The organism is Pseudomonas sp. HN2-3 (assembly GCF_020691745.1).
GTDB lineage: Bacteria > Pseudomonadota > Gammaproteobacteria > Pseudomonadales > Pseudomonadaceae > Aquipseudomonas > Aquipseudomonas capeferrum.
The window spans coordinates 3,602,224-3,615,496 of record NZ_CP085704.1; the positions used below are offsets into that span (position 1 = coordinate 3,602,224).

Here is a 13,273-nt window from a genome sequence, read left to right on the forward strand (position 1 = left end):
TGCTCACGCCGACATCATCTTTTTCCACTGCTGGTAGGCCGCGCGCATGCCGGTTTCGGCACTCACGTCGGACACCAGGCCGTCTGCGCTGGGCGTCTCGCCGGGCAGGCCGCGGTTGAGCATGATCCACAGGTCTTCACCGGCCCGGGCGCCTTTTTGCACCCGTTCCCAGGCTTCGGAATCGTCCGGGGTGCCGAAGCCCATCGGGCCCTGGAAGTGCTCGTGCAGGCGCAGGCGGTAGCGGTTGGCTGCGGCCGGGCCGCCGTCCATGGTGATCACCGAGTGATGGATTTCGGTCTCGGTCACCGAGATCGGCTGCAGCACGCGGAAGAACGCCATCGAGCAGGCGACGTTGGGGAACAGGTTGAGGTTGAAGCCCGAACCGCCGACGGCGCGCACGATGCGGCGCACCTGTGGCTCGTCGATGCCCTCGTCGCGCAGCTCGGCGGCCAGGGCCTCGAAGCGCTCCGGGATCGGCTTGTCGAGGTCGGCTTCCAGGTCCACCAGCTCGGGGATCATCACCATCACGCTGTGGCCGTTGCCCAGGTCCTCGACGTAGCCGGGGCCTTTGACGAAGTCGAACAGCTCCAGGGTCTGCTCGTCGACCGAGGACAGGAAGCTCTTGTGCACCAGCGGGAAGTGGTAGGCGTCGGTGGTGTTTTCCAGCTGGATCTTCCAGTTGCCGGGGAAGCGGAAGCGGTGCTCGCCGGGGACTTTGATGCCGTAGCCGGCGCCCTGTTTCATGAACAGGTCCATCCACTTCCTGGCAGCGCCGAGGAAGTCTTCGAGCGGCTCGATGTCGTCCTTGAAGGTGGCGAAGACCATGCCGGCGTAGCTTTCGGTGCGCAGGCTGACCAGTGGCAGTTCGGCCTTGTCGATGCAATCGCCGTAGCTTTCCGGGTGGGGAATGCCGCGCAGCGAGCCGTCGAGGGCGTAGCCCCAGCCGTGGTAGGGGCAGACGAAGCTGTTGGTCTTGCCCTTCTTGTGCTCGCAGACCGTGGCGCCGCGGTGGCGGCAGCGGTTGAGCAGCACGTTGATGGCCTTTTTGCGGTCACGTACCACGATCACCGGCTGCTTGCCGATGAAGGTGGTCTTGTAGCTGCCCGCGTCCGGGACTTCACTCTCGTGGGCGACCCAGACCCAAGTGCTGTGGAAGATCTTCTGCAGCTCGGCGTCGAACAGGGCCGGGTCGGTGTAGAGGGAGGTGTGGACGCGGTCGTGCTGCACCAGCGCGGCCGGGTCGACCGTCAGGTTGACGGCGGGGATCAGATTGCTCACGGGGGCTTCCTCTACTCAGGCACGCTGGATGATCAGTTCGCGGCCGACACGGGCCTCGACCTTGGCATAGCGCCACAGCTTGTACGGCCCCTCGCCCACGGCCGTGGTGCGGAACAGGTTGCAGGCGGCGTGCACGGTCTCGATGTCCGGTACGTCAGCCAACAGGTAGGTGGTCCAGGGGAAGCCGTCGGACGGGCCGACCATGCCCTGGTCATCGTCCATGTTGCCCAGCACGTTCACCCCGGCCAGGTCGTGGATGCCATTCCACATCGCACTGAAGGCGGCCCACACCTGAAGCTGCTCCTCGCGAGGGGCATCGAAGAAGTTCTGGTTGATGCCCATGCAGAACAGCACGCGCAAGGTTTTCTTATCGCTCATGACAAATATCCCGAAAGTTACAGGTAGCCCGGAAGGGGCTGTTTACCGAAGAACATCGCCCCGGCGTTCTGGTAGGTGACGTCGCCCATGAAGGCGTGCTGGGTCACCACCTGCGCATCGTTGACGTAGCGGGCCAGCGGGCTTTCGTTGTAGATGCCGGTCATGCCCGAGAGCATCTGTACACTGCGCGCCACTTCGGCGGCCACGCGGGCGGCATGAGTGGAGGACAGGCGCAACAGGTTGGTGACCTCGACCGGTACCGGGTCGCCCGCCAGGACGTGCTCCCAGGCGCGTTCGATGGACTCGTAGAAGAACGCGCGAGCCGAGCGCAGCGCCGCCTCGGCCTTGGCCACATCGACCTGGGCCAGCGGCCGGTCAGCCAGTGCCGGGGCGCCGGTGACCGAAATGCGCCCACTGGCCATGCCCGACAGTTCGTCGAGCGCGGCGCGGGCGATGCCCAAGCCGACCACCGAGAGCACCTGGGTGGCGAACGACAGCGAGGGGTAACGGAAAAACGGCTCGTCCAGGTTGGGCTTGCCACCGCGCACGAAGGTCCATTGCTCGCCGACCACCACGTCCTCGACCACCAGGTCGTGGCTGCCGGTGCCGAGCAGCCCGACGGTGTCCCAGGTCTGCTCGATGCGCGCTTGCTGGCGCGGCATCACTGCCAGGCGTGGCAGGTCAAGCTTGTCGCCATTGCGCGGGGCGATGCCGACACCGACGATGTCGGCGCCCATGGAGCCGCTGGAGTACTTCCAGCGGCCGTTGACCTTGAAGCCGCCGGGCACGATCTCGGCGGGCTGTGGCGGGAAGATGCCACCGGCGAACACCGTGTCGGGGCTGTTGCCGTAGATCTCGGCGATGGTTTCCAGCGGCAGCGCCGCCAGGTACACAGGGCTCATGCCGAAGCTGGCCACCCAGCCGGCGGAGCCGTCTGCATGGGCGATGCGTTCGACCATTTCACAGAAGGCACCCGGCGAGCATTCAAGCCCACCGAAGCGTTTGGGCACCAGGGCGCGGTACACGCCATGGGCCTTGAACGCGTCGATCACATCGCGGGATATGTGGCGCTGGCGGTCGAACTCACCGAGGCGAGCCCGATCACGAACACCGTCAAGCAAGGCCTCGAAGGCAGGGCCAGAGGCGAGCGCCGACACAGGCGCGGCACGCAGGCAAAGCGATTCCATGGACTTTCTCCGTCTCAGGCGCGGTTTTTGTACTGATGCTTGTGGGGGGTGTTGGCTGGGCTCGGTGAAGGCAAGCACTGGCCATGCAGAGGGGCGTAGGCAGGTTTGGGCGGCATGGTCTGTCTCTCTTGTTTTAGGTGCCGATGACAAATATTTGCGGCGATTTACGTGAATTGTCAATTGAATTTTCACGCTAAAACCCACGAAAAATCTGCTAGCAGCACCCAGAAGCATCCAGAAAAAACCGCTTATCTATCTGATTTAAATGAATTTAAAGGCAGAGATAGGCTGACCTGAACAGCGCAAAAAAAACTAAAGACCAACGCTGATATCACGAAAAATTTTTAGTGCCTTTTTCACATGATTTCTGCCAGAAAAAAACGCGTGTAGGATGGCCTGGCATGGAGCGCGACAACGCCGGCCAACCCACGCCGAGCAGACAAGAAAAACATCAAGCCAGCGCCCCACCAGGATCGATGGGGACACGCCAATGCCTGCCGTGATTACCCCGAGGTCGAGGTCATGCCCACCCGCCATATCGATCTGCAGGACCATCGCCTGCGCTACCTGCACCTGAGCCATGACAAGGGCTCGATGCGCGCCGCTGCCGAAGTGCTCGGTGTCGCCACCTCATCGGTCAGCCGGCAGATCGCCCGGCTGGAAGAAGAACTGGGCATCGAACTGGTCCGCCCCGGCACCCATCGCATCAGCCTGACCGCCGCCGGCGAAGCGGCCGTGGACTACTACATCGAGCGCACCCGCCAGCACGCGCTGCTGGTCAACCGCCTGGACGAACTGCGCGCCCGCCAGCAGGCGTCGACGGTGATCGCCATTGGCGAAGGCCTGCTGGGAGCCCGGGCGATCAATTCGTTGCAGGGCTTCTTGCATGCGCACAATGCGCACAAGGCCGAGATCATCAGCGCCCCGTCCTTGGAGGTGCAGCGCATGGTGCTGGCCGACGAGGCGCATCTGGGCGTGGTGTTTGCGCCCAACCCTGCAGCCCGCCTGACGCGGCTGTTCAGCCTGGTGCAGCCACTGCGGATGATCGTGCACCGCGACAGCCGCATGGCCGAACGCTCCACGGTCAGCCTTGCCGAAGTGGCCCGGGAATCGCTGGTGCTGCCCGGTGCCAATTTCCGCGTGCGCGAGTTGGCGGATGCCGCGTGCAAGGACCAGCCGTTTGCCATTGTGCCGACCCTCACGTCCAACTCCCTGGCGGTGATTCTGGATTTCGTGCGGTCGGGGCTGGGGGCCACGTTGCTGGCTGAGCTGCCGATCATCGACGAGCTCAAGAGCGGCACCTTCAAGGCCCTGGCCATTGATTGCGAGGCGATGAACGCGACCGATATCCAGATCGTCACGCGCCGGGGCCGTACCCTGGATGGCATGAGCCGGGAATTGGCGACCGAGATGGCCAAGGCGGTGCGTATGGCGTTGTGATGTGTGCCAGGGTGCTTGCCGTTGTTTTTGTGGCGCTGCGGAGATCGAGCGCCGCCCGCGCGGCGCTTCGCGGGGCAAGTCGGATCGCCGCACCGCCGCTCCCACATCTGTTTCGGGCCAGTGAGGTCTGTGGCATTTGCGCGCGACCGCCTTGTTTGTCCGACGCGATATTGAGGTGGGCACCAAGGGGCCGCGCGCCAATGCCTCAGGAATAATTGGCCCGAAACAGATGTGGGAGCGGCGGTGCGGCGATCCGACTTGCCCCGCGAAGCGCCGCGCGGGCGGCGCTCGATCTCCGCCGCGCCACAAAAACAACGACGTACGCACCGCCCCCGCCCGTTGCACAAAACGCAACGACATTGATCGCCCCTGTCATTGAGCCCCACCCCCCTGCCCTTTAGCGTTGCTCCCATAAGAAAACGCCCCATAGGTGACCCCCGTGAGCAACCTGATCCCCGCCGTCAACCTGACGGTCGACCCGGCCGCGCTGGTGCAGCACGACCGCGTCCACACCTCCCTCTACACCGACCCGGCCCTGTTCGACGCCGAGCTGCAGAAGATCTTCCACAGCACTTGGGTCTGGGTCGCCCACGACAGCGAAGTCCCGGACGCGGGCAGCTACAAGACCACCTTCATCGGCAAGCAGCCGGTGATCGTGGTACGTGACCGCAAAAAGGCCATCAACGTGCTGCTCAACCGCTGCCGCCACCGCGGCGCCACGGTCTGCGAGCACAAGAAGGGCAAGACCAACAGCTTCGTCTGCCCCTACCACGGCTGGGGCTACGCCCTTGACGGCTCGCTGCGCGGCATCCCCCACCCGGAAAGCTACGGCGATTGCATCGACAAGGCCGAACTGCCACTGGTCAGCCTGCGCACCGAAAGCTACGCCGGCATGGTCTTCGCCACCTTCAAGGACGACATCGAGCCGCTCGAAGACTTCCTCGGCGCGGCCAGGAAGTGGATGGACCTGTTCATGAAACAGGGCGCCGGCTACGGCATCAAGGTCCCCGGCGAGCACCGCTTCCGCTTCCCCGGCAACTGGAAGATCCAGCTGGAAAACACCACCGACGCCTACCACTTCCCGCTGGTGCACAAGAGCTTCCTGTCCTCGGTCGACGAGCAGACCCTGGAGCTGTTCGACTTCGTCAAAGGCCCCGGCTACGTCGAGGACCTGGGCAACGGCCACAGCGTGATGGTGATGATCCCCGAGCTGGTGGACCTGGAAGCCGACCTCGACAAGCCGATCCCGGAGCGCTTCGAGGCCCTGGCCGCCGAGCTGCGCGACGAGGGCATCGACGAGCCACAGGTGCGCCGCATCGTGCGCGCCGTCGGCGGTTCGGGCTTCAACCTCAACCTGTTCCCCAACGTCGCCTGCTCGATGGCGTTCTTCCGCGTGCTGCAGCCGATCTCGGTGACCGAGACCGAAATCCATCACTCGGTGATCACCATGGACGGCGGCCCGGCCGCAGCCAACCGCTACCGCCTGCGCCTGCACGAGCACTTCCAGGGCCCGATGGGCTTCGGCACCCCGGACGATTCCGAAGCCTGGGAACGGGTGCAAAAAGGCGCCCGGGCCGGTGAAGACCTGTGGATCATGCTCAACCGCGGCCTGCCCGGCGAAACGCCCAGCGCAGACGGCCTGGTGTCCGACGTGAGTGCCGAAACCGGCATGCGCGCGGCCTACCAGCAGTGGAAAAAGATGATGTCGGCGTGAGCATGGAGAACCCTATGAACCTGCATTTGCTGCAAGAAGTCACCGCCTTCATCTGGCAGGAAGGCGACATGCTCGACCACGGCGAGTACGACACCTGGCTCGGCCAATGGACCGAAAAAGGCACGTACATCATTCCCATCGACCCGAAGCAGAGCGACTACGAGAACACCCTCAACTACGCCTATGACGACCACCACATGCGCGGCCTGCGGGTGCAACGGTTGATTGGCGGCGAGTCGATATCCACCAGCCCGCAACCGCGTACCGTGCGCACGCTGTCGCGCTTTCGGGTGCTGAGCGACGACGGCGTCAACGTCACCGTGCGCTGCGCGCAGAACGTGCGGGAATTTCGCAAGGAAAGCCTCAAGCACTACAGCGCCGACCTGACCTACACCCTGGTGCGGGCAGCGGGCAGTTTCAAGATCCACCGCAAGGTGATCAGCCTGATCAACAGCGACGATACCCTTGCCGGTATCGGCTACATCCTCTAGGGCCACCGGCATGATCGACCCACTGCTCGAAGTGATCGTGCAAGCCCGCGAGGTGCAAGCCGGCGACGTGCTGGTGCTGGAGCTGGCCGCAGTCGATGGCCAGACCCTGCCGCGTTTCGCGGCAGGTGCCCACGTCGACCTGCACCTGGCACCCGGCCTGGTCAGGCAGTACTCGCTGTGCGGCGATCCCGCGCACACCAATGTCTACCGCATTGGCGTGCTCAAGGACAGCCAGTCCCGCGGCGGCTCGGTGGCGGCGCACGAGCACCTGCTGCCCGGCACGCCGATGCGCATCAGTGCGCCGCGCAACCTGTTCCCGCTGGCCGGCGACGCCACGCGCTCGCTGTTGCTGGGCGGCGGCATCGGTATCACCCCGATGATCGCCATGGCGCATGCCCTGCATGCCCAAGGGCAGCCGTTCGAACTGCACTACCGCGGCCGCTCGCGCAGCCGCTGCGCGTTCGTCGACGAACTGCTCGCCGCACCGTTTGCCGCCAGCGTGTTCACCCACTTCAGTGACGAAGGCCCTGAGCAGCAACTGGACCTGGCCCAGGTACTCGGCCCGGCTACGCCAGGTGTGCACCTCTATACCTGTGGCCCGGCGAGCTTCATGGACTGGGTGATCGAGGGCGCACGCCAGCAAGGCTACGACGACGCGCATATCCACCACGAGTACTTCCAGGCCGAGGTCGACACCTCGGGCGGCAGCTTCGAGGTGGTGGCCGCGCGCAGCGGCAAGACCGTGCAGGTGCAGCAGGGCCAGACCCTGACCGCAGCGCTGCGCAGCGTCGGCATCCAGGTCGAGGTGTCGTGCGAGCAAGGCGTGTGTGGCACCTGCCTGTGCGACGTGCTCGAAGGCCAACCCGACCACCGTGACCACTACCTGACCGACGAGGAGAAACACGCCAACGAACAGATCGTGTTGTGTTGTTCCCGGGCGCGCGGCAAGCGCCTGGTGCTGGATATCTAGAAAAACAAAAACAAATACGTGACAGACAAGCGGGCGCAAGACCTGCAGCCCCTTCTGCCCAGTTGAACAACTGCCCAGGACTTGTACTGATCACACTTCCAGGATTACCCCATGGAACTCAAATGGCCGTTGCGTGCGAAACCGTTTTGCCTGTGTGTGGGCGCTGTATTACCCCTGACCTGCTTGGCCGACGTGGTGGATGACAGCCACCTCTCGCTCAATTTCAGAAACCTCTACCTGAACCGTAACTTCACCAACCCCAGTGCACCGGTGTCCAAGGTCGGCAACTGGTCGCAGGGCTTCGACCTGCAGTTCGAATCTGGCTACACCGATACCCCATTGGCAGTCGGCCTCGACCTCAACGGCCAGTACGCCTTGCGCCTGGACGCCACCGGCAATGATGGCTCACTACCCTACAGCCGCCATCGCCAGCAGGCCGCCGACGACTACAGCCGCGGCGGTGCGACGCTGAAGCTCAAGTACGCCAAGACCAAGGTGCTGATCGGTGACCAGAAACCCTTCTACCCAGTCGCCTCCAACGACCCCAGCCGCCAGCTCGACACCCTTTACCAGGGCGCGGTAATCGAATCACGCGACATCGACAACCTGACCCTCGTCGGCGGGCGCTTCTGGTCGATCGTCACCCGCGAGTCGTCCAACCACGAGCGCCTGTACCGCTACGGCACCCGCGACGACCAGGACAGTGATGGCCTGGACTTCGCCGGCGCCACCTATGCGCTGACCCCGGACCTGCAAGCCAGCTACTTCCATGGCGTGCTCAACGACATCTACAAGCAGGACTACGGTGGCATCAAGCACGCCCTGAAGTTTGCCGATGGTTACCAGTTGAAAACCGACGTCGGCTATTTCAACAACCGCGAAGACGGCGCCGCGCGCAGCGGCGCCGTGGATAACCGCGCCTACTTCGGCCTGGTCACCCTGGAAAAAAGCGGGCACATGCTGGGCCTCAGCTACCAGCGCATGACCGGCGACACCGTGTTCCCGACGCTCAACGGCTACGTGCCGCAGCTGTGGTTGCCGAACTGGGCAGGCCTGCCGTTCATTCGCCCGGACGAACGCAGCTGGTCGGTGCGCTACGGCTACAACTTCGCCGCCATCGGCCTGCCCGGGCTGAAGCTGTTCACCCGCTACATCAAAGGCACCGACATCGACCGCGGCCCGGGCCTTGCACGGGACCAGGAAAGCGAGCGCGACATCATGCTCAGCTATGTGGTCCAGAGCGGCCCGCTCAAGGACCTGGCCTTCGACCTCAAGAACATGCGTACCCAGCAACAGTACGGCAACGACTACAACGAGTATCGCCTGATCACTTCCTACACCTGGAAGTTCTGGTGACCGGCCCGCATGGAGATGGCTCATGAGTAACCTGAACACTAACATCACCCGTGATACCGACCCGCGCACCATGCGCCGCATCGTCATTGCCTCGGTCCTGGGCAACGCCCTGGAATGGTATGACTTCTTCCTCTATGGCACGGCGGCGGCGCTGATTTTCGCCCCGCTGTTCTTCCCCGCCGGCACCGACCCGGTGCTCGGCACCATGGCCTCGTTCGCAGGCTTCGCCGTGGGCTTTCTGGCACGCCCGCTGGGTGGCCTGATCTTCGGCCACATCGGCGACAAGGCCGGGCGCAAGAAGGCCCTGGTGATGACCCTGGCGATCATGGGTGCGGCAACCTTTGCCATGGGGTTGCTGCCCACCTTCGAGCAGGCCGGCTACCTGGCCCCCGCCTGCCTGGTCATTTTGCGCGTGCTGCAAGGCGTCGCGTCGGGCGGCGAATGGGGCGGCGGCGTGCTGCTGCTGAGCGAGAATGCGCCCAAGGACCGGGTCGGGTTCTATGCGGCCTGGAGCCAGTTGGGTGTTTCCGGCGGGTTCGTGATGTCTGCCGCAGCGTTCTACCTGGTGCAGATGCTGCCGGTCGACGACATGATGAGCTGGGGCTGGCGGGTGCCCTTCTTGGCCAGCATCCTGATCTTTGGTGTGGGCGTGTACATCCGCCGCAGCCTGCCAGAGAGCAAGGCCTTCGTCGAAGAGCAGGCCCAGCAGGACAAACCCGAGCACATGCCGGCCATGGAAGTGCTGCGCAAGCACCCCAAGGCGGTGCTGCAGGCCATGGGTATCCGCATCGCCGAGAACGGCAGTGCCTACCTGTTCCTGGCCTTCACCATCGCCTATGCCAAGTTCACCGGGCTGGATACCCAGCTGGTGCTGGCCAGCGTGATGGTGGCGATGATCGTCGAGGCCGGCACCATCGTGTTCTGGGGCTGGCTGTCGGACATCATTGGCCGGCGGGTGGTGTATGCCATTGGTTCGGTCGGCTTGATGGTGCTGGCGTTCCCGTTCTTCTGGATGCTCGATACCCACTCGCCAGTGTGGGTGTACCTGGCGGCGCTGCTGGGCATGGCCTTCTGTCACGGCGCCATGATCGGCACCCAGCCCGCGCTGATGGGTGAGCTGTTCCCGGCCAAGGTGCGTTATTCGGGGCTGGCCATGGGGCACGAGATTGCCTCGATCTTCTCGGGTGGCCTGGCGCCACTGGCGGCGACCGCACTGTTCAGCGTGTACAAGGACGCCTGGCCGGTGTCGGTGATGCTCATGGTGATGGGCGCGATTACCACCCTGGCGGTGATTTCCATCAAGCCACAGGCCGCTGCAGAAAATAACTGACGGTAGCCCCCTTGGCAGGAGCAGCCTGCTCCTGCGATGAGGCCGTCAGGCTTTCCACATCAGGGCTGTCCAAATCAGGAGCTCGCGTGCATGAACACCCTCACCCAAGCGCAACACCTCAAGCCAAGCAAAAAACGCTACGTCTACGAATGGTATGTGGTCCTGCTGTGCATGGTGGCCTACATCTTCTCGTTCGTTGACCGGCAGATCCTGGCCTTGATGATCGAACCGATCAAGGCCGACCTGCAACTGAGCGATACCCAGTTCAGCCTGCTGCACGGCCTGGCGTTCTCGCTGTTCTACGCCTTCATGGGCATGCCCATCGCCTACTTGGCCGACCGCTTCTCGCGGCCACGCATCATCGCGGTCGGGGTGATTTTCTGGAGCTTCGCCACGGCCGCCTGCGGCCTGAGCAAGAATTTCACGCAGATGTTCCTCGCCCGTATCGGCGTAGGGGTCGGCGAAGCGGCGCTGTCGCCTTCGGCCTATTCGATGTTCAGTGACCTGTTCCCCAAGGAAAAGCTCGGCCGCGCAGTGGGCATCTACTCCATCGGCTCGTTCGTTGGTGGTGGCATTGCCTTTCTGGTCGGCGGCTACGTGATTACCTTGCTCAAGGACGCACAAACCATCGAGGTGGCGTTCCTGGGCGCCATGAAGGCCTGGCAACTGGCGTTCTTCATTGTCGGCTTGCCCGGTGTGATCGTTGGCCTGCTGATCTGGCTGACGGTGCGCAACCCGGAGCGCAAGGGCGCGCAGCTGGATGCAGACGGTAACGTACGCAAAGTGAAACTCACCGATGGCCTGCGTTTCATCGGCCGTCACCGGGCGACCTTCAGCTGCCACTACCTGGGCTTCTCGTTCTACGCCATGGCACTGTTCTGCATGATGAGCTGGACACCCGCGCTGTACATCCGCAAGTTCGGCATGAGCCCTGAGCAGGCCGGTTTCATGCTCGGCACCATCTTGCTGTTGGCCAACACCACGGGGGTGGTATTCGGCGGTTGGCTGACCGACCACCTGGCCAAGCGTGGGCGTAGCGATGCGGCCATGCGCACCGGGGTGATTGGCGCGTTGGGCATGATCGTACCGGCCGTGCTGTATTCGCAGGTGGACCAGCTGTGGCTGTCGGTGACCTTGCTGGTGCCGGCCATGTTCTTCGCCTCGTTCCCTATGCCGGCGTCCACTGCAGCCATGCAGATCCTCTCGCCGAACCAGGTACGTGCGCAGGTATCGGCGGTGTTCCTGTTGATCAGCAACCTGCTGGGTCTGGGGTTGGGGACCACGTTGGTGGCGCTGATTACCGACCGCTACTTCGGTGTGCCGGCAGCAGTCGGTTCGTCGATGTCGATCGTCAGCTTCGCCGCGTCGTTGCTGGCCATCGTGCTGCTGGCCAAAGGCTGCAAGTGCTTCCGGCAGAGCATGCAACGCGAGCATCCGGTCGGGGGCTGAGGGGTTGGGGGCACCGGGTGCCTGGCTTGGCATTTTCAGCGCCTATCAGATCGAGCGCCGCCCGCGCGGCGCTTCGCGGGGCAAGCCCGCTCCCACATCTGTTTCGGGCCAATGCGGCCTGTGGCATTTGCGCGCGACCGCCTTGTTTGTCCGACGCGATATCGGGACAGGCACCAAGGGGCCGCGCGCCAATACCTCAAGAATAACTGGCCTGAAACAAATGTGGGAGCGGGCTTGCCCCGCGAAGCGCCGCGCGGGCGGCGCTCGATAACCCACAAAAAAGCCCGGACCCTCCCCGCACGGAAAGGCCCAGGCACAAACGATAAATCCTGTAGAAACGCGCTTGCGGTCATCTCACAAGCGCACGCAACCCCTGATCTCAGCCGTCTTGCAAGGCACGCGGCCGATGGCTGCGGATTTCCGCCTCAGGCGCCTTGGCAGGCTGCAACTGGAAGTCGAACGCCAGCTCGGCAAAGCGGTCACCTTGCACGCCTCGGTCACGCGCCGTCGCTGCATCCTCGACAAAGCGCAGGTCACCGATCAGCCCGTCGCGGGTGGCATAGGCGAAGTCGTCCCACAGGTACTGATCACCCGCGAAGTTGATCTGCGTGGTCAGGTGGCGATGCCCCGGCGCCGAGATGAAGAAATGCACGTGCGCCGGGCGCTGGCCATGGCGGCCGAGCAGGTTCAGGCATTCCTGGGTCGGCCCTTGTGGGTCGCAGCCATAGCCAGACGGCACGATCGAGCGGGCGCGGTAGCGGCCTTCGGCATCGGTGATGATGCGCCGGCGCAGGTTGTACTCGGACTGGCTCGAATCGAAGTACGAGTAGGTGCCCTGGGTATTGGCGTGCCACAGGTCGACGGTAGCGCCCGCCAACGGCTTGCCCTCGGTATCGAATACCTGGCCCTGGAGGAACATCACCACGCCCGGGTCGGTGCCGTCGTCCATGCGCGCTTCGCCTTGGCTGACAGGCGCACCAGCAACATACAGCGGGCCTTCGATGGTACGCGGGGTGCCGCCGGTGAGGCCGGCTTCGGCATCCTTGGCATCCTGCAGCAGGTCGATGAAGTGCTCGATACCCAAGCCCGCCGCCAACAGCCCTGCCTCATTGCGACCGCCCAAGCGGTTGAGGTAGTCCACGGCATGCCAGAACTCATCCTCGCTCACTTCCAGGTCTTCGATCAGGCGGGCAGTGTCCTGCAGCACGCGCAGGATGATCTGCTTGAAGCGCGGGTTACCCTCGGCGTGCCCAAGGCCTGCGGCCCTCTCGAAGAACGACTGGATCTCGGCAGTGTGGGAAATCTTCACGGTCATTTTGCTTACCTCGTATTGTTCTTGTCAGGTAGTCAGGGACGACTCAACGGTCGTCGCTGTGGATCGACGAAGGGTGCCGGCACAGGCCGTCCACTTCAATCTCCATGTAGGGGAACAGCGGCAGTTGCATCAGGGTATCGTGCAGGGCCTCGACGCTGGGGACGTCGAACACGCTGTAGTTGGCGTAGTGCCCGGCGATGCGCCACAGGTGGCGCCAGGTGCCATCGCGTTGCAGGCGCTGGGCCAGTTCCTTTTCGTCGGCCTTGAGCTGGGCGGCCTTGGCCGGGTCCATGTCGACCGGCAGTTTCACGGTCATCTTCACGTGGAACAGCATGCGGGTTCTCCTTAGGCGTTCAGTTGCAAGA

General features: G+C 63.9%; 12 protein-coding genes. 7 read left to right on the top strand and 5 right to left on the bottom strand.

Annotated elements, in window-relative coordinates:
- Positions 1-3: 3 nt before the first annotated feature.
- The 3 genes from LJX93_RS16330 to iacA are packed head-to-tail and all read right to left on the bottom strand — an operon-like array spanning position 4 to position 2,843.
- Positions 4-1,278, bottom strand: coding sequence for an aromatic ring-hydroxylating oxygenase subunit alpha (locus LJX93_RS16330; protein WP_033698731.1), 1,275 nt, complete (start codon positions 1,276-1,278; stop codon positions 4-6).
- Positions 1,279-1,293: 15 nt separating this feature from the next.
- Positions 1,294-1,656 (bottom strand): hypothetical protein, encoded by a 363-nt coding sequence (locus tag LJX93_RS16335; protein WP_033698732.1) that lies wholly within the window; start codon positions 1,654-1,656, stop codon positions 1,294-1,296.
- A gap of 17 nt (positions 1,657-1,673) precedes the next feature.
- Entirely contained in the window at positions 1,674-2,843 is a 1,170-nt protein-coding gene (gene iacA, locus LJX93_RS16340) for an indole-3-acetate monooxygenase (RefSeq protein WP_227696198.1), read from the bottom strand.
- A 522-nt stretch (positions 2,844-3,365) separates the two neighbouring features.
- Here iacA and LJX93_RS16345 point away from each other — a divergent pair.
- The 7 genes from LJX93_RS16345 (at position 3,366) to LJX93_RS16375 (ending at position 11,593) form a co-directional block, all read left to right on the top strand.
- Entirely contained in the window at positions 3,366-4,283 is a 918-nt protein-coding gene (locus LJX93_RS16345) for a LysR family transcriptional regulator (RefSeq protein WP_047583997.1), read from the top strand.
- A 439-nt stretch (positions 4,284-4,722) separates the two neighbouring features.
- Positions 4,723-5,997, top strand: coding sequence for an aromatic ring-hydroxylating oxygenase subunit alpha (locus tag LJX93_RS16350; protein ID WP_227696199.1), 1,275 nt, complete (start codon positions 4,723-4,725; stop codon positions 5,995-5,997).
- Between the two features lie 14 nt (positions 5,998-6,011).
- The gene (locus tag LJX93_RS16355; protein WP_227696200.1) at positions 6,012-6,488 is read left to right on the top strand and encodes an aromatic-ring-hydroxylating dioxygenase subunit beta; all 477 of its coding nucleotides are present in this window, start codon (positions 6,012-6,014) and stop codon (positions 6,486-6,488) included.
- A gap of 10 nt (positions 6,489-6,498) precedes the next feature.
- Positions 6,499-7,458 (top strand): PDR/VanB family oxidoreductase, encoded by a 960-nt coding sequence (locus tag LJX93_RS16360; protein WP_227696201.1) that lies wholly within the window; start codon positions 6,499-6,501, stop codon positions 7,456-7,458.
- Positions 7,459-7,569: 111 nt separating this feature from the next.
- Positions 7,570-8,814: an OprD family outer membrane porin gene (locus LJX93_RS16365; protein ID WP_033698740.1), complete on the top strand. Its 1,245-nt coding sequence runs from the start codon at positions 7,570-7,572 to the stop codon at positions 8,812-8,814.
- 22 nt (positions 8,815-8,836) lie between these two features.
- Positions 8,837-10,144, top strand: coding sequence for an MFS transporter (locus LJX93_RS16370; protein ID WP_052040608.1), 1,308 nt, complete (start codon positions 8,837-8,839; stop codon positions 10,142-10,144).
- A gap of 90 nt (positions 10,145-10,234) precedes the next feature.
- Positions 10,235-11,593 (top strand): spinster family MFS transporter, encoded by a 1,359-nt coding sequence (locus LJX93_RS16375; RefSeq protein ID WP_033698743.1) that lies wholly within the window; start codon positions 10,235-10,237, stop codon positions 11,591-11,593.
- Positions 11,594-11,972: 379 nt separating this feature from the next.
- Here the strand turns inward: LJX93_RS16375 and catA are convergent, their stop codons facing one another.
- Both catA and catC read right to left on the bottom strand, forming a co-directional pair.
- The gene (gene catA / locus LJX93_RS16380) at positions 11,973-12,908 is read right to left on the bottom strand and encodes a catechol 1,2-dioxygenase (protein ID WP_033698744.1); all 936 of its coding nucleotides are present in this window, start codon (positions 12,906-12,908) and stop codon (positions 11,973-11,975) included.
- 43 nt (positions 12,909-12,951) lie between these two features.
- On the bottom strand, positions 12,952-13,242 hold the full coding sequence (catC, locus tag LJX93_RS16385) for a muconolactone Delta-isomerase (protein WP_033698745.1): 291 nt from the start codon (positions 13,240-13,242) through the stop codon (positions 12,952-12,954).
- Positions 13,243-13,273 lie beyond the last annotated feature (31 nt).